The organism is Pseudomonas sp. DF11 (assembly GCF_058148565.1).
In genome coordinates this window covers 332,696-355,570 of sequence record NZ_JBYVYN010000005.1, presented here as the reverse complement: position 1 = coordinate 355,570, position 22,875 = coordinate 332,696, and the positions used below count along the sequence as shown (strand labels likewise).

The following is a 22,875-nucleotide window of genomic DNA, read 5'->3' as shown; positions in this document are numbered from 1 at the left end:
AACTAGGCTCAAACACTTTGAGAAAAGCCGGAGCGCGGGCCCTGGTGGTGCCAAGGCAAGGCTTCGGCCCTTGCCTTGTATCGCGGCAAGAAACGCAAGGACCGGTCTGCGCACACACCCAGGCTTCTGAAGCAGGTCACCAAATGCCCGTGCCAAAGGCCGATTCTACGAAACACATCACACTTTGCAAAGCAAGGTGATGGATCAAGCGGTTGCCTAATGCGAAAATCTATCGTTAAGTTCTTGATTCTAAATGGGAATTAAGCGATGCAAATTTCAAGTTTGGGTCCAGCCATCAGACGCTACCGCAAAGTAGCGGGGCTTACTCAGGCTGAACTTGGCGAAAAAACCGGTTTTGACCCCAAAACCATCAGCCGCTTTGAAACCGGCACCTACACCCCCAGCGTCGAAGCCTTGTTCCTGCTTGCCAATGTGCTGGATGTACAACTGAAAGCCTTTTTTGCCGACATGGATGACGAGGACGAACAGCGTGCGTATCTGTTCGGTGTCATACACAGAGCCACCCCGAAGGATCTGGGAAAGCTGATCGCAGCGGTCGACCAGGCCTTGTCCAAGCCTTGACGCTATGAAAGAGAAGCCTGGCCTGTCGATGCGAGACAGGCCAGGCTTCTCTTTGCTCGCTTGCCCAATTCCGAGGGTGACGCAAGACATAATGTCGCGTTGACATCGCCCACCACGAACCCGGACTATCAACGCGCTGATTCCTGCGTCCCTATGACGCCTATGACTCGTCTACACAATAAAATCCCAGGGGACATCGTGCATAAACTTTCGATCATTCTTGTTTCGATACTCGCCACCGGCTGCACCGCCAAATACGCGCAACAAGAAGTATTCCCCAACCCTGGAAAACTTGATCGGCAAATGCCCGTCACCATCGCCACACCGGTTGACGGCCGCTACGAAACGACACCCTATCCTGCCTCCGGCGATATGACAGCTGCCGCCACCAAGACAGCATTCTCTTATTACACCAACCGTGTGACGGTAACGGGCACGTGCCATGAATTGAACTGCCTGAGGCAGAACAACCCTTCGGGCTACTACGTCATCCCGGAAATCCTCCATTGGGAAGAACGCGCCACAGAATGGTCGGGCCTCCCCGACAAAATTGAAGTGAAGCTCGCCATTTATGGCCCGACTGGGGCACAGCCGCTGGGGTCTGCGATCCTGTCCGGTAAAAGTAAGTGGGCGACTTTCGGCGGGGATCACCCACAGGATCTTTTACAAGAGCCGATTAATGAGTATGTGAAAGCTCAGTACTGACTGTAGGGGCCCGTCCTGCCGATGCACAGGGCCGCCCTCCTTATCGACGCTCGATTGCCCCGCCCAGCCAAAACCCGGACAGCAGAAAGCACCGATCGATATCGATCAGCAAAACGAAAGGAAATTTTGAATTTGGCAAACCTTGCGAACGAAGGCTTGGGCGTTATGGAGGCAACCCCACCAGCCACACCCCGGCACACAATGTTCCCGCTGTGGCTGCTTCCTTCCGGATCTGACCAGGTTCACGGGTAATCGTTGCGGGGGGACCGATGGGGTCACCATAACGACGCCCGCCTGACGGCGAGCCGCGCCATTGTACCTATCTGGCAAGAAGTTACAACCGTTCGTGCCGGATAAAAAAACTGAAGATGTTCAAGCACTTGCTGTGGGGGCTTCAACGTTAACGCTGGCTGACCCAGCGCTTTCGCGAACAAGCCCGCTCCCACAGGAGATCAGTGGTGAACACTGGATCTGTGGACACCCGTGTACCCGTGTGGGAGCGGGCTTGCTCGCGAAGACAGTGGCACATTCAACATGGATGCAAGCCGACCCACCGCCATCGCGAGCAGGCTCGCTCCCACAGGGAACCTGTAGTGAAGTCGTAATAGATTGAATCTTTCAACCAACTGTTTGTGACCAACTATGGCCTTGAATCATTGTCGATGCTAAAGGGCCGATCATGACGACGTATTACAAACTACCACTGGACAGAACGGCCCATACTCACCATTGGAAGCTTGCGCCCGAACTTGAACATTGAAATAAACAGGCCGGGAGCCGCCACTGACGCCTATTTCATGTCGGTACCAGCCACGCCCGTCCGGTTTCACTTGGGTTGCGGGAACGAACTGCGGCTGTCCAGTTGCCACCGCCGTTACTTTAAACGTGTGACCCGCAATCTGATCGGGCCGAACATTATCCGAGATTTGCCAAGCCAATATAATGGTGTATTGGGTCAGTCCGGCCTGGGCAAGCCCCCGAGGCGCATTGGGAATGGTTGTCGCTTTATCTGCTTCATCATGTTTCATCGTATTTTCCATAATAAATATAGCCATCATCCATGGCGGCCTTAGGGTAAAGGAAAATTTGAATATAAAATCACTATCAAAACAAATGGCATCACTTTAACGCTGCCTAGCCTCCTAACGAGGCAGGCAAAACCCAGCGCGAGAACAAAGTTACATCAGCACCTCATCCGCCCGACCACCCTCCTCCTGAATCACCAGATGGATGAAATGCAACTTGGTGATGACGGCGGCGGGCACGACGAACGGATAGAAATCCGGCTGGCCCATACTGCGGGACAGTTCGTTGAGCATCCCGGCCAGTTCGATCCAGGCGTTGACGAACGAGAGGAAGGCCGTACCCCCGGTGTGCTCGGGGTCGTACAAGGTCTCGGGCGGAAAAGGCTGGTAGTCGATATCCATTTCCCGAGCACTCATGCCAAAACCCAGCGCCGTGTCCACCGCATCCATCATGTGCAGATAGTGGGCCCAGGTTTCCGCCCAGTCTTCCCAGGGATGCATGGTGGCGTAGGCGCTGACGTAATGGGTTTGCCAGTCCAGCGGCGCTCCCTGCTGATAATGCCGCTCCAAGGCTTCGGAATAACTGGCACGCTCATCGCCGAACAGCTCGCGAAACGCCTCGAGCCAGTGGCTGTTGGCGATCAGCCGATCCCAGTAGTAGTGCCCCACCTCATGCCGGAAATGTCCGAGCAGGGTGCGATACGGTTCGCGCATCTGCTGACGCACGTATTCGCGATGGGCATCGTCGGCTTCTTTGATATCGAGGGTGACCAGTCCGCTGGCGTGACCTGTGGTCGGAGGCGTGCCATCGGGATCGACGCCAATGAAATCGAAAGCCAAGCCGATGTTTTCGTCGACGATTTTCGGGATCACCGGCAAGCCGAGGGTGATCAGTTGCGCCACCAGCCGGCGCTTGGCCGTTTCGACCTTGCGCCAGCGCTCGGGGTTTTCCGGGATCGACAAATCGGGAATGGTGCGATTCAGGCTGCAAGCAATGCACAAGGCATCATGTCCGTTGGCCGGCAACAGCCAGTTGCACGCCGCCGGGGTATCGAGGTTGGCGCAGCGGCGGAACAGCCCGGCTTGCGGGTCGGCGTCCAGCGTCCAGGTGTCGGGTTGCTCGCCCGGTTGCAAGGACGACAGGCGGCTCCGTTCAGGCTGATAGCCAAGCGCCGCCAGGCAGGCCAGGCATTGGCTGTTGCGAAAAAACAAGGACTGGCCGCAACGGCACGACCAGATCTTGCTATTGCGTGAGCGATCGCCCATGAAAGGCGCGGCGATGCGTGAGCTCAGTTGTTCGAAGAAGCGGTACATGGCGATCTCTCCCTGGAGCCTGCAAGACTAGATCACCCTGCGTCCATGATCGTTCCGCGTTATCCGCAGCTGGCACCAGATAAACCGTGGCGAGGGGATTTATCCCCGCTGGGTCGCGCAGCGGCCCCAAAGAAGCTGGACACTATCCACCTACATATACAGCGACAGATCTGGGGCTGCTGCGCAGCCCAGCGGGGATAAATCCCCTCGCCACAAAAGCGAGTGTCCACTCAGATAGGGATGCCATGATCAGTTAGGAACTTGGCAAAAGCTTGTTCGTCTAGGACTTCAATCCCCAGCTCATTGGCCTTGGTCAGCTTCGACCCCGCCCCCGGCCCAGCCACGACGCAATGGGTTTTCGCCGATACCGAACCGGCTACCTTGGCCCCCAGGCTCTCCAGCTTGTCCTTGGCGACATCGCGGCTCATCAACTCCAGCGAACCGGTCAATACCCAGGTATGTCCCGCCTCGGGCAAGCCTTCGACAACTTTCTTCTCACTCTGCCAATGCATGCCGAAGTCCCGCAACTGTCGTTCCGCGGCTTCGGCCTGCTGGCGATTGGCGGCGACAGTGAAGAACTCGCGTACGGCGTTGGCCTGTTTCTCCGGCAGGGCCTGGCGCATGTCCAGCCAGTCGGCGTTCATCACAGCTTCGAGTGAGCCGAACTTGTCCGCCAGTTTCTGTGCCCCGCCCGGCCCGACCGAGGGAATGTGCAGCTTGTCGAGAAAGCCGCCCAGGGTGGTGCTGGCGGAGAATTCGGCGCCCAGCTCGCCCTGGTCCTGGATATCGAGACCATGACGCAGCAGATCCTTGATCACCTCGCGGTTGTGCGAGTCTTCGAAGAAGCTGTGGATCTCGTGGGCCACTTCCAGGCCGACGTCGGGCAAGTACGTGAGCACCTGGGGCAAGGCCGCCTGCACGCGTTCCAACGAACCGAGGGAGCGAGCCAGGACCTTGGCGGTCTCCTCGCCCACATCGGGGATGCCGAGGGCGTAGATGAAACGCGCCAGGCTCGGTTTTTTGCTGTCGACGATGGCCGCCAGCAGATTCTTGCTCGACAGTTCGGCGAAGCCTTCCAGGTCGACTATCTGCTCAAAGGTCAGGGCATACAGATCGGCAGGCGAACCCACCAGCCCCTCGTCCACCAACTGCTCCACGCTCTTTTCACCCAAGCCCTCGATGTCCATGGCCCGGCGCGACACGAAGTGAATGATCGCCTGCTTGAGCTGTGCGCCGCAGGCCAGGCGACCGACGCAGCGGTACACCGCGCCTTCGCTGATGGTCTCGCGACCCTTGCTGCGCTTGATCAGTTGCGTGCGCTCCACATGGGAGCCACACACCGGGCACTGTTGCGGGATTTCAACAGGGCGGGCGTTTTCCGGGCGACGTTCGGTGACGACTTGCACCACTTGCGGGATCACGTCCCCGGCACGACGGATGATCACGGTGTCGCCGATCATAAGGCCTAGACGCGCCACTTCGTCCATGTTGTGCAAAGTGGCATTGGCCACGGTCACGCCTGCCACCTTGACCGGCTTGAGCCGCGCCACGGGTGTCACGGCGCCAGTGCGACCGACCTGGAACTCGACGTCCAACAGTTCGGTGAGTTCTTCAGAGGCCGGGAATTTATGGGCGATGGCCCAGCGTGGCTCCCGGGCGCGGAAACCCAGTTCGCGCTGGGAGGCAATGCTGTTGACCTTGAACACCACACCGTCGATTTCATAGGGCAGCGCGTTGCGCCGTTCGCCAATGTCGCGGTAGTAATCCAGGCATTCATCGATACCGTGGGCCAGTTTCAGTTCGCGACTGATGGGCAAGCCCCAGGCCTTGAGCTGCTTGAGATTGCCGATGTGGGTATCGGCAATGTCCGCGGTCACCTGGCCGATGCCGTAGCAGCAGAACTCCAAGGGACGGTTGGCGGTTATCTTCGAATCCAATTGGCGCAAACTGCCGGCCGCCGCGTTGCGCGGGTTGGCGAAGGTCTTGCCGCCTGCCTCCAACTGCGTGGCATTGAGGCGCTCGAAGCCAGCCTTGGACATGTACACCTCGCCGCGCACTTCCAACAGCGGCGGCCAGCCACTGCCCTGCAATTTGAGGGGAATGTTGCGCACGGTGCGTACGTTGACGCTGATGTCTTCGCCGGTGGTGCCGTCACCACGGGTGGCACCGCGTACCAACATGCCGTCCTGGTACAGCAGGCTGACCGCCAGGCCATCGAGCTTCGGCTCGCAGCTGTATTCCACCGCCGCGCCACCGCCCAGCAAGTCGCCCATGGGCAGGTCGAGACCTTCGGTCACCCGCCGGTCGAACTCGCGCATGGTGGTTTCGTCGAAGGCGTTGCCCAGGCTGAGCATCGGGATCTCGTGACGGACCTGGCTGAAGGCCGACAGCGCCACGCTGCCGACCCGCTGAGTCGGGGAGTCGCTGGTCACCAACTCCGGATGCTGCTCTTCCAGAGCCTTGAGCTCGTGGAACAGGCGGTCGTACTCGGCGTCCGGGATGCTCGGCTCATCGAGGACGTGGTAGCGGTAGTTATGCTGGTCCAGCTCGGTGCGCAGCTGTTGGATACGGGTTTCGACGGCAGTCATGGGTGTTCTCTCATAAAGCAAAAGAGCAGCCGAGGCTGCTCAATTTCTTGAAATCATCGGCAGTCGGACCTGAGCCCGCCGAACATACAACCTGTGGCGAGGGGATTTATCCCCGCTGGGCTGCGAAGCAGTCCCAAAGCCAACGACTCAACTAGCTGATAAGGCCAAGGCGCCAGGATTGAGGGCTGCTGCGCAGCCCAGCGAGGATAAATCCCCTCGCCACAAAAGCCCTTCAGCCAGAAAACCCTGCCGACTTCAGCGCTTCTGGGTCAGCGCCCGGCGCTCGAATTCGACGATACGCTGGCGGTAGTGTTCGATGGTCTGGGCGGTCAGCACGCTGCGCTGGTCATCCTTCAACTCACCGTTGAGTTCCTGGGACAGCTTGCGCGCCGCGGCCACCATCACATCGAAGGCCTGCTTGGGATGACGCGGGCCTGGCAGGCCGAGGAAGAAGCTGACGGCCGGGGTGCTGAAATGGTCGATGTCGTCCAGGTCGAACACGCCTGGCTTGACCGCGTTGGCCATGGAGAACAACACCTCGCCATTGCCGGCCATGCTCTCGTGACGGTGGAAAATGTCCATCTCACCGAAACGCAAGCCGCTTTCCAGGATGTTCTGCAGCAACGCCGGGCCCTTGAAGCCAGCCGGGTCGCGGCAGATCACGCTGATCACCAGCACTTCTTCGGCCTGGGCCTGGTCTTTGTCGGCGCTCGAGGTCTTGCTCTCGTCCGGGAAATCGTTGTCGCGGCTGCTGAAGCTCGGGCCACCATCCAGGTCGAGGTTCAGGTTCAAATCCCCTTGGGACGGCTCGCTGTTGCGCTTGCCGCGCTTGGAACCCGACTCCCGTGGCTCACGTACCGGCGCACTCATCGACGGCAGGTCATGCTCGTCCAGCTGCGGCTCCTTGTGGGTGTCCAGCACCCGGGGCGGGCCCAGCAGCTCGGCGTTGTCATCCTCATCGGGCAGGTTCGACAGGCTGCGATCCAGGCGAAACTTCAGCTTCCCCTTGCCGCCGCGCATGCGACGCCAGCCGTCGAAAAGAATACCGGCAATGACAATGATGCCGATGACGATCAGCCACTCGCGCAGACCGATTTCCATGTAATCCCGTGCCTCTATAAAAATGCTGAAAAATAAGGGGTTTAGCTATTTGCAAACCGCTTTAAAACGTGGCGCCAACTCTATGTTCTGAATGGCGTTTTGCCCACGCACACGAAAAATTGACATTAAACTAGCACGACCAAAGATAACTTTACACCGTCTGTCGCACAGGCTCGTGCCCAATCTGTGAATTGAACAACAGGCGCAAGGGTAAAAAATACCTACATCGTTCCCGGTAAATGCCCTACAACACCTGCCTCAGGCATCCACCATGGCCATGGCCTCCTCCACATCTACCGCCACCAGCCGCGAACAGCCTGGCTCATGCATCGTCACGCCCATCAGCTGATCGGCCATTTCCATGGCGATCTTGTTGTGGGTGATGTAGATGAATTGCACCGTTTCGGACATCTCCTTCACCAGCCGTGCGTAACGGCCTACGTTAGCGTCATCCAACGGTGCATCGACTTCGTCGAGCATGCAGAACGGCGCCGGGTTCAATTTGAAGATGGCAAATACCAGGGCCAATGCGGTCAGCGCCTTCTCGCCACCGGAGAGCAAATGGATGGTGCTGTTCTTCTTGCCAGGAGGACGCGCCATGATGGTCACCCCTGTATCGAGTAAATCTTCGCCCGTCAGTTCCAAGTAGGCGCTGCCTCCACCGAAAACTTTTGGGAAAAGTGCCTGTAAACCGCCGTTGATCTGATCAAAGGTATCCTTGAAGCGGTTGCGGGTTTCCTTGTCGATCTTGCGAATGACGTTTTCCAGGGTCTCCAGCGCTTCCACCAGATCGTCGTTCTGGGCATCCAGGTAGCGCTTGCGCTCGGACTGTTGCTGGTATTCGTCGATGGCCGCCAGGTTGATCGCCCCCAGGCGCTGGATGCGCTGGGCAATGCGCTCCAGCTCCTCCTCGGCTTCCTTCTCGTTCGCCCCGGCCACCAGGGTGGCGAGTACGCCATCAAGGTCGTAGCCGTCTTCGAGCAATTGGTCCTGCAAGGCTTTGCGCCGCACCGTCAGCGCCTGCCATTCCATGCGCTGCTGCTCCATCTGGCCGCGGATCAGTTGCGATTGCTGCTCGGCCTGGCTGCGGCGCTTCTCGGCGTCGCGCAGTTCGCGATCGGCGTCCTCCAGAGCGATCTGTGCCGTCTTGAGCTCCTCGTCGACGCTCATGCGCTTGTCGAGCAACTCTTCGAGCTTGAGGCGCAGCTCTTCCAGCGGCGCTTCACCCTCCTCCAGATTGAGGCTCAACTGCTCGCGTTTTTCGGTCAGGCGCTCGGACTGCATTTCCAGCCGCTCCAATGCCTGGCGCGTGGAGTCGTGCTGGGCCTTGAGCGAGCCCAGGCGCACCGCCAACTGATGGGCATGATCCTTGTGCTGCCGCGCTTCCTGGCGTACCCGGTCCAGGCGTTCGCGCAGGCTGTCGCGCTGAGCCAGCAGTAGCTCGCGTTGTTCGGTGTCCAAGGCCATGGCATCGAGGGCTTCCTGCAACTGCAAGCGCGCCTCACCGATCTGTTCGTGTTCCAGCGCCCGTTGCTCGCCCAGTTCGGCGATCTCTTCTTCGAGGCGGGTGCGGCGCAGGGCCAACTGTTCGACCTTGGCCTTGCCGGCCGACAACTGCGCCTTGAGCTCGCCTTGCTGGCGCGCTTCGTCCTGCAACAGCCGCCGCAAATGTTCGCGGCCGTTCTCCTGTTGACGCTGTTGCGCCCGCAGGTTCTGCAATTCGGTTTCCAGGGCCTCGACGCTGGCCTCGCGTTCTTCGCGCTCGGCACTCAGGCGCTGGATCTCCTGGCCGCGGGCGAGCATGCCGCTCTCGGCTTCGCTGGCCCGACGCACCCGCAGGAAATGCCGGCCAACCCAGTACCCGTCGCGGCTGATCAGGCTTTCGCCTGGGGCCAATTGCCCGCGCAAGGCCAAGGCCTGCTCGAGACTGTCCACCGGTTTGACCTGCCCCAGCCACGGCGACAGATCGACCTGGGCCTCGACCTTATCCAGCAAACTGCCGGGGATTCGTACCCCGTCGCCAGCCGGACTGAGCAGGCGCAAGTCGCCCTGGGTGAAACCTGACAGGTCGAAGCCGCCAAAGTCATCCACCAGTACCGCTTGCAGGTCGGCGCCCAGCACGGTTTCCACCGCAAGCTCCCAACCAGCGTCGACCTTCAAACCTTCGGCCAGTCGCGGACGTTCGGCCAGGTGCTGGTCGCGCAGCCATTCGGCGGTGCCGGTGCCCGGGTCCAACGCGGCTTGCTGCAAGGCCTCCAGCGAAGCCAGGCGCCCATTGAGCCGCTGCAACTCACCTTGGGCCTGTTGTTGGTTCTGCAAAGCCAGTTGCAAGGCCTGGCGCAGTTCTTCAAGCCGCTCGACCTGGGCATCTTCGCTGGCTTGCAAGTCTTCGAGGGTGGCTTCGCTGGCTGCCAGTTGCTCGCTCAGATCCAGAATCGCTGCGTCTTCCGGGTCCGCCGCGAGTAAGGCGCGTTCTTCGGCCAGCCGGCGCTGACGTTCGGCCAGGCGCTCCATGCTGGTTTCCAACTGCTGGATGCGCGACTGCTGGACTTCAGCCTGACGCCGCGGCTCGGCCGAGGTCAGGTTGAAGCTGTCCCATTGCTCTTGCCAGCCGTGCATGCTCAGTTCAGCTTCTTCCAGGGCCGCGGCAGCCTCTTCAGCGGCGGCACTGGTGATTTCCTGTTCCGGTGTGAGCCGGTCCAGTTCCTCGCCAAGGGTCAGCAGCAAGGTGCGGTCGTGGCCCAGGTGCGATTCGGTCTCCAGGCGCGCCCGCTCGGCTTCCTTCAAATCATCCTGCAACTGCCGCAGCCGTTGCTGGCCATGCTGGATGCTCTGCTCGACCCGGGCGATGTCGCCGCCCACGGAATAGAAGCGCCCCTGCACCAGATTGAAGCGTTCGGACAGGTCATGGTGCCCGTCACGCAGGCGCTCGATGGCGGCGTCGGCGTTACGCTGCTCAGCCACCAGTGCTTCGAAGCTGACCTCCTGGTTGCCGATGATCGCCTCGCGCTGGCCGACCTGCTCATTCAACGCCTGCCAACGCAGGGCCGAGAGCTGGGCCTTGAGCTGACGCTCCTCGCCCTTGTACTCCTGATACTTCTTGGCCGCCTCGGCCTGACGGTGCAAGCGCTCCAACTGGCGTTCGAGCTCTTCGCGCAGGTCGGTCAGGCGCGCGAGGTTTTCGTGGGTGCGACGAATACGGTTTTCAGTCTCGCGGCGGCGCTCCTTGTATTTGGAGATGCCGGCGGCTTCTTCGATGAAGTTGCGCAGGTCCTCGGGCTTGGCCTCGATCAGCTTGGAGATCATGCCCTGTTCGATGATCGAGTAGCTGCGCGGGCCCAGGCCGGTGCCGAGGAAAATATCGGTGATGTCGCGACGTCGGCACTTGGTACCGTTGAGGAAATAACTGTTCTGGCTGTCGCGGGTCACTTTGCGACGAATGGAGATTTCCGCATAGGCCGCATACTCGCCCACCAGGGTGCTGTCGGAGTTGTCGAACACCAGTTCGATGCTGGCCTGGCTCACCGGTTTGCGGCTGGTGGAGCCGTTGAAGATGACGTCGGTCATCGACTCGCCGCGTAGGTTCTTGGCCGAGCTCTCGCCCATCACCCAACGCACGGCGTCGATGATGTTCGACTTGCCGCACCCATTGGGCCCGACCACCGCCGCCATGTTACTGGGGAAGTTCACCGTGGTCGGGTCGACGAAGGATTTGAACCCCGCCAGCTTGATGCACTTGAGCCGCACGTCAGGCCGCCGTCAGGGCAGAAACCACCAGATCGCAGCTGCGCTGGGCGTAGGCCGTGAGCACGATGCGGATCTGCGGCAAATCACGGGCCAGCACGGCGGCAAGCAGGCGCTGGAACAGGTCGAGGAACTCGCTCATTTCCGCCTTGCGCTGCTCCAGAGCCAGGAAATAGGCACGGCTCATGGCCGGCTGCAGGTTCTCGACGGTTTCCTGCAGGTACGGGTTGTTGGCAAAGGGATAGGCGGCGCGCATCACGCTGAAGCTTTCATCGACGAAGGTGCGGATGTCCTGGTGCGCGTAGGCGTCGTTGAGGCGCTGCTGGATCGCCAAGAACGGCGCCATGTCGGCCTGTTCTTTCCAGCCATGAGCCACGGCGTTGCCCAGCAGGATGTACAGCTCGCTCATCAACGCGCAGAGGCTGCGTACCTTGTGTTCGGTGAGCTCGGTGACGTGGGCGCCACGGCGCGGCAGGATCGCGATCAAATGGCGTCGCTCCAGGATCAGCAAGGCCTCGCGGACCGAGCCGCGGCTGACGTTGAGCGCCAGAGTGACCTTCTGCTCCTGGATGCGCTCTCCCGGTTTCATTTCGCCGCGAATGATGCGTTCGGCGAGGTGATGGGCGATTTGCTCGGCGAGGCTGTCCGGGGCCTTGAACGTCATGGTTGTCCTTCAAACTCTTCGATCTGCACAAGCGGCGCAGTGTAGCGCACTCGACACGTCATGGCGCAGGGCCTGCACCGGGTTTTTGGCACGATATAAGCAAATTTTTCAGTAGTGCAGACCTTGTGGGAGCGGGCTTGCTCGCGAAGAAGCCAGTCCGTGAGCGAGAAATTTTCCGACACAAACGCCGTCTTCGCGAGCAAGCCCGCTCCCACATGGATTTGCGCTTAACTGATAGAAGTAGGACATCGCCCAAGGACCAATACCCGAACCCCATTGTTCATCGACAAAACAGATTTTCCTGACCTTTAAGTCAGAAAATCGTTGACCGAAAAGTCAGACCTGATAAATTCAGGTCCAGTCGGTACAACAATAATGAGTCTGCGAGGCCTTCCGTGATCCAGTTTTTACTCAACCAGGAACTCCGTAGCGAGCACGCCCTGGACCCGAACCTGACCGTGCTCAACTATTTGCGCGAACACGTTGGTAAACCAGGCACCAAGGAAGGCTGCGCCAGCGGCGACTGTGGCGCGTGCACTGTGGTGGTGGGCGAATTGCACACGGACGAAAAAGGCCAGGTGCGCATTCGCTATCGCAGCCTTAATTCGTGCCTGACTTTCGTCTCGTCCCTGCACGGCAAGCAATTGATCAGCGTCGAAGACCTCAAGCACCAGGGCCAACTGCACAGCGTCCAGCAAGCGATGGTCGATTGCCACGGTTCGCAATGCGGTTTCTGCACCCCGGGCTTCGTCATGTCGCTGTTCGCCCTGCAAAAGAACAGCGAGCAAGCCGACGCTCATAAAGCCCATGAAGCCTTGGCCGGTAACCTGTGCCGTTGCACCGGCTATCGGCCGATCCTGGCCGCCGCCGAACAGGCCTGTTGCGGCAAGCAGCCGGACCAGTTCGACGCCCGCGAGGCCGAGACCATCGCCCGTCTCAAAGCCATCGCCCCGACCGAGACCGGCGAGCTCAATAGCGGCGACAAGCGCTGCCTGGTGCCACTGACCGTGGCCGACCTGGCCGATCTCTACGACGCTTACCCCCAGGCACGGCTGTTGGCCGGTGGTACCGACCTGGCCCTGGAAGTCACGCAGTTCCACCGGACCTTGCCGGTGATGATCTACGTAGGCAACGTCGCTGAACTCAAGCGCATCGAGCGCTTCGACGATCGTTTGGAGATCGGCGCCGCCACTCCGCTTTCCGATTGCTACGAGGCCCTGAAAGCCGAATACCCGGACTTCGGCGAACTGCTGCAGCGCTTCGCCTCGCTGCAGATCCGCAACCAGGGCACCCTGGGCGGCAACATCGGCAACGCCTCGCCGATTGGCGACTCGCCGCCCCTGCTGATCGCCCTCGGCGCGCAGATCGTGTTGTGCAAAGGCCAGACCCGTCGCACCCTGGCCCTGGAAGACTATTTCATCGATTACCGGGTCACCGCCCGCCAGGAAAGCGAATTCATCGAAAAAATCATCGTGCCCCGGGCCAGTGCCGCACAGGCGTTCCGCGCCTACAAGGTGTCCAAGCGCCTGGACGATGATATTTCCGCCGTGTGCGCCGCGTTCAACCTGCGCATCGACAACGGCGTGGTTCGCGACGCCCGCGTGGCCTTCGGCGGGATGGCCGCGACCCCCAAGCGCGCCACGCATTGTGAAGCCGCCTTGATCGGCGCCCAGTGGAACGACAGCACGGTCGAGCGCGCCTGTGTCGCCCTGGCCGAGGACTTCACCCCGCTGTCGGACTTCCGCGCCAGCAAGGAATACCGCCTGCTCAGCGCCCGCAATCTGTTGCGCAAGTACTTCATCGAACTGCAAACGCCGCACATCGAGACTCGGGTGACCGCTTATGTCTAACCATCACGCCGTAGAAAAGACCCAAGCCGAACTGGCCGAGCTGTTCGCCCGCGACCTGGCCACTGGCGTGGGCCGCAGCGTCAAGCATGACAGCGCCGCCAAGCATGTGTCCGGCGAGGCGCAGTACATCGATGACCGCCTGGAATTCCCCAACCAGTTGCACGTCTATGCCCGGCTGTCGGACCGCGCTCACGCCCGGATCCTGCGCATCGACACTACGCCCTGCTACGCCTTCGAAGGCGTGCGCATCGCCATCACTCACGCAGACATTCCGGGCCTCAAGGACATCGGCCCGTTGCTGCCCGGCGATCCGCTGCTGGCCATCGATGACGTGCAGTTCGTCGGCCAACCGGTGCTGGCCGTCGCCGCCAAGGACCTGGAAACCGCGCGCAAGGCCGCGATGGCGGCCATCGTCGAGTACGAAGACCTGGAACCGGTGCTGGACGTGGTCGAAGCCTTGCGCAAACGACACTTCGTGCTCGACAGCCACACCCACCAACGGGGTGATTCGGCCGCGGCCCTGGCAAGCGCCGAGCATCGCATCCAAGGCTCGCTGCACATCGGCGGCCAGGAACACTTTTACCTGGAAACCCAGATCTCCTCGGTGATGCCCACCGAAGATGGCGGCATGCTCGTCTACTGCTCGACCCAGAACCCCACCGAAGTGCAGAAACTGGTGGCCGAAGTGCTGGGCGTGTCGATGAACAAGGTCGTGGTGGATATGCGCCGCATGGGCGGCGGCTTCGGCGGCAAGGAAACCCAAGCCGCCAGCCCGGCGTGCCTGTGCGCAGTCATCGCCCACCTCACCGGCCAGCCGACCAAGATGCGCCTGCCCCGTGTGGAAGACATGCTGATGACCGGCAAGCGCCACCCGTTCTACATCGAATACGACGTGGGCTTCGACAGCACCGGGCGCCTGCACGGCATCGCCCTGGAACTGGCCGGCAACTGCGGTTGCTCGCCGGACCTGTCGGCGTCGATCGTCGACCGGGCGATGTTCCATGCCGACAACGCCTATTACCTGGGCGACGCGACCATCAACGGCCACCGCTGCAAGACCAACACCGCGTCGAACACCGCTTACCGGGGTTTCGGCGGGCCGCAAGGCATGGTCGCCATCGAAGAGGTGATGGATGCCATCGCCCGGCACCTGGGACTCGATCCGCTGGCGGTGCGCAAGGCCAACTACTACGGCAAGACCGAGCGCAACGTTACCCATTACTACCAGACCGTCGAGCACAACATGCTCGAGGAAATGACCGCCGAGCTTGAAGCGAGCAGCCAGTACGCCGAGCGCCGCGAAGCGATCCGCCGCTACAACGCAGGCAGCCCGATCCTGAAAAAAGGCCTGGCGCTGACCCCGGTGAAATTCGGTATTTCCTTTACCGCCAGTTTCCTCAACCAGGCAGGTGCCTTGATCCACGTCTACACCGACGGCAGCATCCACCTGAACCATGGCGGTACCGAAATGGGCCAGGGCCTGAACACCAAGGTCGCGCAAGTGGTGGCCGAGGTATTCCAGGTGGAAATGGACCGGGTGCAGATCACCGCGACCAACACCGACAAAGTGCCGAACACCTCGCCCACCGCCGCCTCCAGTGGCGCCGACCTGAACGGCAAAGCCGCGCAGAATGCCGCCGAAACCATCAAGCGGCGCTTGGTGGAGTTCGCCGCGCGGCAGTACAAGGTCAGCGAAGAAGACGTGGAATTCCACAACGGCCATGTACGGGTTCGCGATCACATCCTGACGTTCGAGGCGCTGGTGCAACAGGCGTATTTCGCCCAGGTCTCGCTGTCGAGCACCGGTTTCTACAAGACCCCGAAAATCTACTACGACCGCAGCCAGGCCCGTGGTCGGCCGTTCTATTACTACGCCTTTGGCGCGGCCTGTGCCGAAGTGATCGTCGACACCCTCACCGGCGAGTACAAGATGCTGCGCACCGACATCCTCCACGACGTCGGCGCCTCGCTGAACCCGGCCATCGACATCGGCCAGGTCGAGGGCGGTTTCATCCAGGGCATGGGTTGGCTGACCATGGAAGAGCTGGTGTGGAACGACAAGGGCAAGCTGATGACCAACGGTCCGGCCAGCTACAAGATCCCCGCCGTGGCCGACATGCCGCTGGATCTGCGGGTCAAGCTGGTGGAAAACCGCAAGAACCCCGAAGACACGGTGTTCCACTCCAAGGCCGTGGGCGAACCGCCGTTCATGCTCGGCATCGCCGCGTGGTGCGCGATCAAGGACGCCGTGGCGAGCCTGGGGGATTACCGGCACCAACCGAAAATCGACGCCCCGGCGACACCGGAGCGGGTGTTGTGGGGGTGTGAGCAGATGCGCGGATTGAGGGTGGCGAAGGTTGGGGAAGCTGAAACCGAGTTGGCTTCGCTCTAAGACCGCGGCGCAGCCAATCGCGAGCAGGCTCGCTCCCACAGAGAATTGTGAACACCAGCCAATGTGGGAGCGAGCCTGCTCGCGATGAGGCCCGAACAGACAACAGAAATGTTGAGGTGAACTATGTACAACTGGATCAGCGCCCTCGCCGACCTGCAAGATCGCGGCGAACCCTGTGTGCTGGTGACGATCATCGAAGAGCTCGGCTCAACCCCGCGCAACGCCGGTTCTAAGATGGTCATCAGCGCCAGCCAGACGTTCGACACCATCGGTGGCGGGCACCTGGAATACAAGGCCATGGAGATTGCCCGGCACATGCTCGCCAGCGGCCAGCAAAGCACCCATCTGGAGCGCTTCAGCCTCGGCGCCAGCCTGGGCCAGTGCTGCGGCGGCGTGACCGTGTTGCTGTTCGAACCCATGGGCCAGGTCCAGGCGCAGATCGCCGTGTTCGGCGCCGGCCATGTCGGTCGTGCCTTGGTGCCGTTGCTGGCGAGCCTGCCCTGCAAGGTGCGCTGGATCGACTCACGGGAAGCCGAGTTTCCCGAACACCTGCCCCACGGCGTGCGCAAGATCGTGACTGAAGACCCGCTGGATGAGGTCGACGAATTGCCCGCCGGCAGTTACTGCATCGTCATGACCCACAACCACCAGCTCGACCTAGAGCTGAGCGCCGCGATTCTCAACCGCAACGACTTCGCCTACTTCGGCCTGATCGGTTCGAAGACCAAGCGGGTCAAGTTCGAACATCGCCTGCGTGATCGCGGCTTCGACAGCACCACCTTGCAACGCATGCGCTGCCCGATGGGCATCGGCGAGGTCAAGGGCAAGTTGCCTGTGGAAATCGCCATCTCCATCGCCGGCGAAATCATCGCCACCTATAACGCCGATTTCGGCCAGCACACCGCCCGCGCCGAACCGATTGCCAAGCTGCTGCCGGCCTCGCGCCGTAGCCAGGCGAACCGTTGAACAATCGTTGAGTATTCCCATGCCCCTGACACGCAAAGCCTACCGCGCCGCCCTGCTCCACAGCCTCGCCGACCCCGCCGAAGTCGGCATCGAGGCGTCTTATGAATATTTCGAAGACGGTTTGCTGGTGGTGGAGAACGACCAGATCAGCGCCATCGGCCACGCCCACGACCTGCTGCCGACCCTGGCGGCGGACATCGAAATCAAGCATTACCCGGATGCGCTGATCACCCCCGGCTTCATCGACACCCACATTCACCTGCCACAGACCGGCATGGTCGGTGCCTACGGCGAGCAATTGCTCGACTGGCTCAATACCTACACTTTCCCCTGCGAAAGCCAGTTCGCCGACCAGGCCCACGCCGATGCGGTGGCCGATATTTTCGTCAAGGAACTGCTGCGCAACGGCACCACCACCGCACTGGTGTTCGGCAGCGTGCACCCGCAATCGGTGAATTCGTTTTTCGAAGTGGCCCAGAAGCTCGACCTGCGCATGATCGCCGGCAAAGTGATGATGGACCGCAACGCCCCGGACTACCTGGTCGACACCGCCGAATCCAGCTACACCGAAAGCAAGGCGCTGATCGAGCGCTGGCACGGCAAAGGCCGCCTGCACTACGCCGTGACCCCGCGCTTCGCGCCTACCAGTACACCGGAACAATTGGCCCTGGCCGGTCAGTTACTGGGGGAATATCCAGACCTGTACATGCAGACTCATATCAGTGAAAACCTGCAGGAAGTGCAGTGGGTCAAGGAACTGTTCCCCGAGCGCAAGGGTTACCTGGACGTCTACGATCACTACCAACTGCTCGGCGAGCGTTCGGTATTTGCCCATGGCGTGCATTTGTGCGACGAAGAATGTGCGCGCCTGGCCGAGACCGGTTCGGCCATCGCGTTCTGCCCCACCTCGAACTTTTTCCTCGGCAGCGGCCTGTTCAATCTGCCCATGGCCGAGAAGCACAAGGTGAACGTAGGGTTGGGTACGGACGTGGGCGGCGGCACCAGTTTTTCGCTGCTGCAAACCCTGAACGAAGCCTACAAGGTGATGCAGTTGCAGGGCGCGCGGCTGAGCCCGTTCAAATCGCTGTACCTGGCCACCCTCGGCGGCGCCCGGGCCTTGCGCCTGGAGGACAAGATCGGCACGTTGCAGCCGGGTACCGAAGCGGACTTTCTGGTGCTGGATTACAACGCCACGCCGCTGCTGGGCTATCGCCTCAAGCAGGCCCGGGACATTGCCGAGAAGTTGTTTGTGTTGATGACGCTGGGGGACGATCGGACGGTGGCGCAGACTTATGCGGCTGGCCGGTTGGTGCACCACCGCTAGATTTTTGTTGCCTGTCAGATCGCCAATCGCGAGCAGGCTCGCTCCCACAGGGGAATGTGAACGACACAAATCCACTGTGGGAGCGAGCCTGCTCGCGATAGAAGGCGACTCGGTATAACTGGCTCAACCCATCAAAGCTTGGCCGTCGACCGCCCCGGTTTCTTGCTTTGCAACAAATGCGAAAACACCGCATGCAAGTCATCCGACGCGCTTTCCTCGTCGAGGTTGAGCTTGCTGTCGATGTGATCCATGTGATGCATCATCAGGTCCACGGCCAGCGTGGCGTCGCGGGCCTCGATGGCGTCGATCAACTGGGTGTGTTCGTCGTAGGAACAATGGGAACGGTTGCCGCTTTCGTATTGGGCGATGATCAGCGAAGTCTGCGACACGAGGCTGCGCTGGAAACTGATCAGCGGGGCGTTCTTCGCCGCTTCGGCGAGCTTGAGGTGGAACTCGCCCGACAGGCGGATACCGGCGCCGCGGTCGCCACGGGAGAAGCTGTCGCGTTCGTCGCTGACCATCTGCCGCAACTCAGCCAATTGTTCGGCCGTGGCGTGCTGCACCGCCAGCTCAGTGATCGCCCTTTCCACCAGGCGACGGGCCATGAACACCTGGCGCGCCTCTTCGACACTTGGGCTGGCCACCACGGCACCGCGATTGGGCCGCAGCAGCACCACGCCTTCGTGGGCCAGGCGTGACAGCGCCCGGCGAATGATCGTGCGGCTGACCCCGAAAATCTCCCCCAGTGCCTCTTCGCTCAACTTTGTACCGGGCGCCAGGCGTTGTTCGAGGATGGCCTCGAAGATATGCGCATAGACAATATCGTCCTGGGTTCCGCTGCGACCGGCTTTACCTGCTCGCGGTTGTTTCTTGAGGGGTTGCAACTGTTCGTTCATGGGCACTCGAGTCGGGAGAACTGCGGCGAATTGACCGTGACTGTAATACGGCACAGCGGGTCGCTGGCAAGTATCGCGTAAAAAACAGCTCGATTGTACACAACCTCTGATGGCAACACGACTGTACGGCTGTTTGCGGGCATGGCTGTATTGCAATCGATAACTTCGTTGAGTTTAGGCTTAAACCCGCAATCCGTGGCTCCACCAGGCCAGGCAAATCTACAATAAGGACCACTCTGCATCATGACCGAAGTCACGACCACGCCACTTCGTCCGCTGGCCGACACCTCGCCCTCGGCCATCGTCGCCGGGTTCATCGCGATGATGACCGGCTACACCAGCTCCCTGGTGCTGATGTTCCAGGCCGGGCAGGCAGCGGGGTTGACCAGCGGACAGATTTCCTCGTGGATCTGGGCGCTTTCCATCGGCATGGCGGTGTGCTCCATCGGCCTGTCGTTGCGTTATCGCACGCCGATCACCATCGCCTGGTCGACACCCGGCGCGGCGCTGCTGATCACCAGCCTTGGCGGCGTGAGTTACGGCGAGGCGATCGGCGCCTACGTCACCTGTGCGGTATTGGTGACGGTCTGCGGCCTGACCGGCAGTTTCGAGCGCCTGGTCAAGCGTATTCCGGCCTCACTGGCGGCGGCGTTGCTGGCGGGGATCCTGTTCAAGATCGGCAGCGAGATATTCATCGCCACCCAACATCGCACCGGCCTGGTACTGGGGATGTTTTTCACCTACCTGATCGTCAAGCGCCTGTCGCCCCGCTACGCGGTACTGGCGGCACTGTTGATCGGTACGGCGTTGTCGGGCCTGATGGGGTTGCTGGACTTCAGCGGCTTTGTCCTGGAAGTCGCGACACCGGTCTGGACCACGCCGCACTTTTCCCTGGCGGCCACCATCAGCATCGGCATTCCGCTGTTCGTGGTGGCGATGACCTCGCAGAACATGCCCGGCATCGCCGTGTTGCGGGCCGACGGCTACAACGTACCGGCCTCGCCGCTGATCACCAGCACCGGCATCGCTTCGTTACTGCTGGCGCCGTTCGGTTCCCATGGCATCAACCTGGCGGCCATCAGCGCGGCCATCTGCACCGGGCCGCATGCTCACGAAGATCGCAACAAGCGCTACACAGCGGCGCTCTGGTGCGGGGTTTTCTACGGGATCGCCGGGGTGTTCGGCGCGACGCTGGCGGCGTTGTTCGCCGCGCTGCCCAAGGAGTTGGTGCTGTCCATCGCGGCCTTGGCGCTGTTCGGGTCGATCATCAATGGCTTGAGCATCGCCATGAGCGAAGTGAAGGAACGGGAAGCGGCGCTGATCACTTTCATGGTCACGGCGTCGGGGATGACGCTGTTTTCCATCGGCTCGGCGTTCTGGGGGATTGTGGCGGGGGTGTTGACCTTGCTGATCCTGAACTGGCGTAGCGCCTGACAACTAAAAGCTTCGCGAGCAAGCCCGCTCCCACAGCAGACCTGTGTCGCCCACATAACTCCTGTGGGAGCGGGCTTGCTCGCGAAGGCGGCCTGACAGACAACCAGTAAATGACAGGCACAAAAAAACCGGCGCCCAAACGGGCTGCCGGTTTCTGACCATCAAGCGACCGGATTGATCGGCTTTTCCGGGTACCAGACGTCTATCAGCGGGCTGACTTCCACGCTGGTCAGCTCAGGACGTGCCTTGAGCCAGGCTTCAACGGCAGCGCGTTGCTCCTGGGTGACCGAACCACGCTTCTGCAGGCAAACCAGACCGTAGTCGTCACCGCCGACATAGCCCAGGCCGTTGGCTTCCATGGCTTCTTTGAGGAAAGCGTCGAGGAAAGCGTCAATAGCCTCATCGGCCAGATCTTCTTTGAAATCCAGGTTCAGTTCGAAACCCAGCTCTTGAAATTCATCCACGCACAGTTTTTTGCGCAGACGCTGGGAACGGTTAGTCGCCATTGGAACAATCCTCATAAGTAATAACGGCCGGCACTTTACCAGTTTGGTGCGTCGATTGCCCGACTGATCGGGCGTATCGGCCTACCGTCGGTAAAAAATAGCATTCGAAGGGCTCAGGCACGGCCCAAGCCGTTGCGGCTTGGGGCATAATGCCGACACTTTCATGACCGTTGAGGACGTTCATTTTCATGTCCTCGTTTTTTCCCCCTCGCCCGTAGGGTTTTATTTCAAATGATCAAATCTTTGCGTCCACTGCTTCTGGCCAGCCTTCTTCTTCCCCTGGCCCTCCCTGTCACCACCCACGCCGCCACGATCAATACCGCCCTGTCGCCCAACGTGCAAAAGGCCCTCAAGGCCAGCAAGCTGCAGGACAACGCCCTGTCCCTGGTGATGGTGCCGCTCAACGGCCCCGGCACCCCGACCCTGTACAACGCCGACGTCTCGGTCAACCCGGCTTCCACCATGAAACTGGTGACCACCTACGCGGCCCTGGAAATGCTCGGCCCCAATCACCAGTGGAAAACCGAGTTCTACACCGACGGCACCCTCAGCGGCGGGATTCTCAACGGCAACCTGTACCTCAAGGGCGGCGGCGACCCCAAGCTGAACATGGAAAAACTCTGGCTGCTGATGCGCGACCTGCGGGCCAACGGCGTGCAGCAAGTCACCGGCGACCTGGTGCTCGATCGCGGCTTCTTCATCCAGCCGCAACTGCCCGAGTTCAACGACGACGGCAACGACGAGAACAAACCGTTCCTGGTCAAGCCCGACTCGCTGCTGGTCAACCTCAAGGCCCTGCGCTTCGTCGCCCGCAATGACGGCGGCCGGGTGCTGGTGTCGGTGGAACCACCGATTGCCAGCATTCGCATCGAAAACCAGGTCAAGGCGGTCAACTCCAAGCAATGCGCTGGCGGCGTGCGCTACAACCCGGTGACCCAGCCGGACGGCAGCGTGACGGTGACCGTCGGCGGCCAGCTCGGCGACGGTTGCAGCTCGCAGACTTACCTGTCACTGCTGGACCACGCTACCTACACCGCCGGAGCCGTGCGGGCGATCTGGAAGGAGCTGGGCGGCAGCATCCAGGGCCAGGACCGCCTGGCCGCGACCCCAAGCAACGCCAAGGTGCTGGCCCGGGCGTTCTCCCCGGACCTGGCGGAGATCATCCGCGACATCAACAAATACAGTAACAACACCATGGCCCAGCAGTTGTTCCTGAGCCTGGGCGCGCAGTTCCGCAACGAAGCCGACGGTGACGACGCCAAGGCGGCGCAACGGGTGGTGCGCCAGTGGTTGGCGAAGAAAGGCATCACCGCGCCGCACCTGGTGATGGAGAATGGCTCCGGGCTGTCTCGCGCCGAACGGGTCAGTGCCCGGGAAATGGCCGCCATGCTGCAAGCCGCCTGGCGCAGCCCGTACTCGGCGGAGTTCATCAGCTCGATGCCGATTGCCGGCACCGATGGCACCATGCGCAAACGCCTCAAGACCACCGCCATGGCCGGTGAAGCCCACGTCAAGACCGGCACCCTGAACACCGTCCGCGCCATCGCCGGCTACAGCCGCGATATCAATGGCAACACTTGGGCGGTGGTAGCGATTCTCAACGATCCGAAGCCTTGGGGCGCGTCATCGGTACTGGACCAGGTGCTGCTGGACCTGTACCGCCAGCCGAAACTGCCGCAGACGGCTTCGGTGCTCTGACCCGGCACAAACCCAGTGTGGGAGCGAGCCTGCTCGCGATTCGGTCGGTCAGCAAACATCGATGTTGATGACACACCGCTATCGCG

General features: G+C 61.1%; 16 protein-coding genes and 1 other RNA gene. 8 read left to right on the top strand and 9 right to left on the bottom strand.

The window, feature by feature from the left end:
* Positions 1-267: 267 nt before the first annotated feature.
* Positions 268-582 carry a helix-turn-helix domain-containing protein gene (locus AC30D9_RS17645; RefSeq protein WP_134923479.1) on the top strand — a complete coding sequence of 105 codons (315 nt, stop codon included), beginning with the start codon at positions 268-270 and terminating at the stop codon, positions 580-582.
* A gap of 198 nt (positions 583-780) precedes the next feature.
* On the top strand, positions 781-1,287 hold the full coding sequence (locus AC30D9_RS17640; RefSeq protein WP_134923478.1) for a DUF4823 domain-containing protein: 507 nt from the start codon (positions 781-783) through the stop codon (positions 1,285-1,287).
* Between the two features lie 175 nt (positions 1,288-1,462).
* On the opposite strand, the gene ffs is transcribed toward AC30D9_RS17640, so the two are convergent.
* The 7 genes from ffs to AC30D9_RS17605 form a co-directional block, all read right to left on the bottom strand.
* Positions 1,463-1,559, bottom strand: an RNA gene (gene ffs / locus AC30D9_RS17635) — signal recognition particle sRNA small type.
* A gap of 405 nt (positions 1,560-1,964) precedes the next feature.
* Positions 1,965-2,315 (bottom strand): hypothetical protein, encoded by a 351-nt coding sequence (locus tag AC30D9_RS17630; protein WP_307571385.1) that lies wholly within the window; start codon positions 2,313-2,315, stop codon positions 1,965-1,967.
* 150 nt (positions 2,316-2,465) lie between these two features.
* Positions 2,466-3,626 (bottom strand): zinc-binding metallopeptidase family protein, encoded by a 1,161-nt coding sequence (locus tag AC30D9_RS17625; protein WP_307571386.1) that lies wholly within the window; start codon positions 3,624-3,626, stop codon positions 2,466-2,468.
* 230 nt (positions 3,627-3,856) lie between these two features.
* A complete protein-coding gene (ligA, locus tag AC30D9_RS17620; protein WP_307571387.1) occupies positions 3,857-6,214 on the bottom strand; it encodes an NAD-dependent DNA ligase LigA in 2,358 nt (785 codons plus the stop codon).
* Between the two features lie 255 nt (positions 6,215-6,469).
* Positions 6,470-7,315, bottom strand: a complete 846-nt coding sequence (zipA, locus tag AC30D9_RS17615) for a cell division protein ZipA (protein ID WP_490144480.1) — start codon at positions 7,313-7,315, stop codon at positions 6,470-6,472.
* A 258-nt stretch (positions 7,316-7,573) separates the two neighbouring features.
* Complete coding sequence (smc, locus tag AC30D9_RS17610; protein WP_490144479.1) at positions 7,574-11,062, bottom strand: chromosome segregation protein SMC; 3,489 nt, start codon at positions 11,060-11,062, stop codon at positions 7,574-7,576.
* Position 11,063: 1 nt separating this feature from the next.
* On the bottom strand, positions 11,064-11,723 hold the full coding sequence (locus tag AC30D9_RS17605; protein ID WP_490144478.1) for a GntR family transcriptional regulator: 660 nt from the start codon (positions 11,721-11,723) through the stop codon (positions 11,064-11,066).
* Between the two features lie 395 nt (positions 11,724-12,118).
* On the opposite strand from AC30D9_RS17605, the gene xdhA reads away from it, so the two are divergent.
* The 4 genes from xdhA (at position 12,119) to guaD (ending at position 18,255) form a co-directional block, all read left to right on the top strand.
* Positions 12,119-13,573 (top strand): xanthine dehydrogenase small subunit, encoded by a 1,455-nt coding sequence (gene xdhA / locus AC30D9_RS17600; RefSeq protein ID WP_490144477.1) that lies wholly within the window; start codon positions 12,119-12,121, stop codon positions 13,571-13,573.
* Entirely contained in the window at positions 13,566-15,965 is a 2,400-nt protein-coding gene (xdhB, locus tag AC30D9_RS17595; RefSeq protein ID WP_490144476.1) for a xanthine dehydrogenase molybdopterin binding subunit, read from the top strand. Before xdhA ends, xdhB begins: the two co-directional genes overlap by 8 nt.
* 123 nt (positions 15,966-16,088) lie before the next feature.
* Positions 16,089-16,931, top strand: coding sequence for a xanthine dehydrogenase accessory protein XdhC (xdhC, locus tag AC30D9_RS17590; RefSeq protein ID WP_490144475.1), 843 nt, complete (start codon positions 16,089-16,091; stop codon positions 16,929-16,931).
* Between the two features lie 19 nt (positions 16,932-16,950).
* Entirely contained in the window at positions 16,951-18,255 is a 1,305-nt protein-coding gene (guaD, locus tag AC30D9_RS17585) for a guanine deaminase (protein WP_490144474.1), read from the top strand.
* A 131-nt stretch (positions 18,256-18,386) separates the two neighbouring features.
* Here the strand turns inward: guaD and AC30D9_RS17580 are convergent, their stop codons facing one another.
* Entirely contained in the window at positions 18,387-19,151 is a 765-nt protein-coding gene (locus AC30D9_RS17580; RefSeq protein WP_003183531.1) for a GntR family transcriptional regulator, read from the bottom strand.
* 243 nt (positions 19,152-19,394) lie between these two features.
* Here AC30D9_RS17580 and AC30D9_RS17575 point away from each other — a divergent pair, with 243 nt between their 5' ends.
* Positions 19,395-20,585 (top strand): benzoate/H(+) symporter BenE family transporter, encoded by a 1,191-nt coding sequence (locus AC30D9_RS17575; RefSeq protein WP_490144473.1) that lies wholly within the window; start codon positions 19,395-19,397, stop codon positions 20,583-20,585.
* Positions 20,586-20,746: 161 nt separating this feature from the next.
* Here the strand turns inward: AC30D9_RS17575 and AC30D9_RS17570 are convergent, their stop codons facing one another.
* Complete coding sequence (locus AC30D9_RS17570; RefSeq protein WP_134923465.1) at positions 20,747-21,091, bottom strand: YggL family protein; 345 nt, start codon at positions 21,089-21,091, stop codon at positions 20,747-20,749.
* Positions 21,092-21,322: 231 nt separating this feature from the next.
* Here AC30D9_RS17570 and dacB point away from each other — a divergent pair, with 231 nt between their 5' ends.
* Positions 21,323-22,789 (top strand): D-alanyl-D-alanine carboxypeptidase/D-alanyl-D-alanine endopeptidase, encoded by a 1,467-nt coding sequence (dacB, locus tag AC30D9_RS17565; RefSeq protein ID WP_490144472.1) that lies wholly within the window; start codon positions 21,323-21,325, stop codon positions 22,787-22,789.
* The last annotated feature ends 86 nt before the right edge of the window (positions 22,790-22,875 follow it).

Excerpts from the sequence above, each read along its gene's own strand:
- AC30D9_RS17645 (WP_134923479.1), top strand. The coding sequence starts at position 268 with ATGCAAATTTCAAGTTTGGGTCCAGCCATCAGACGCTACCGCAAAGTA.
- AC30D9_RS17630 (WP_307571385.1), bottom strand. The coding sequence starts at position 2,315 with ATGAAACATGATGAAGCAGATAAAGCGACAACCATTCCCAATGCGCCT.
- AC30D9_RS17625 (WP_307571386.1), bottom strand. The coding sequence starts at position 3,626 with ATGTACCGCTTCTTCGAACAACTGAGCTCACGCATCGCCGCGCCTTTC.
- ligA (WP_307571387.1), bottom strand. The coding sequence starts at position 6,214 with ATGACTGCCGTCGAAACCCGTATCCAACAGCTGCGCACCGAGCTGGAC.
- zipA (WP_490144480.1), bottom strand. The coding sequence starts at position 7,315 with ATGGAAATCGGTCTGCGCGAGTGGCTGATCGTCATCGGCATCATTGTC.
- AC30D9_RS17605 (WP_490144478.1), bottom strand. The coding sequence starts at position 11,723 with ATGACGTTCAAGGCCCCGGACAGCCTCGCCGAGCAAATCGCCCATCAC.
- xdhB (WP_490144476.1), top strand. The coding sequence starts at position 13,566 with ATGTCTAACCATCACGCCGTAGAAAAGACCCAAGCCGAACTGGCCGAG.
- xdhC (WP_490144475.1), top strand. The coding sequence starts at position 16,089 with ATGTACAACTGGATCAGCGCCCTCGCCGACCTGCAAGATCGCGGCGAA.
- guaD (WP_490144474.1), top strand. The coding sequence starts at position 16,951 with ATGCCCCTGACACGCAAAGCCTACCGCGCCGCCCTGCTCCACAGCCTC.
- AC30D9_RS17580 (WP_003183531.1), bottom strand. The coding sequence starts at position 19,151 with ATGAACGAACAGTTGCAACCCCTCAAGAAACAACCGCGAGCAGGTAAA.
- AC30D9_RS17575 (WP_490144473.1), top strand. The coding sequence starts at position 19,395 with ATGACCGAAGTCACGACCACGCCACTTCGTCCGCTGGCCGACACCTCG.
- AC30D9_RS17570 (WP_134923465.1), bottom strand. The coding sequence starts at position 21,091 with ATGGCGACTAACCGTTCCCAGCGTCTGCGCAAAAAACTGTGCGTGGAT.
- dacB (WP_490144472.1), top strand. The coding sequence starts at position 21,323 with ATGATCAAATCTTTGCGTCCACTGCTTCTGGCCAGCCTTCTTCTTCCC.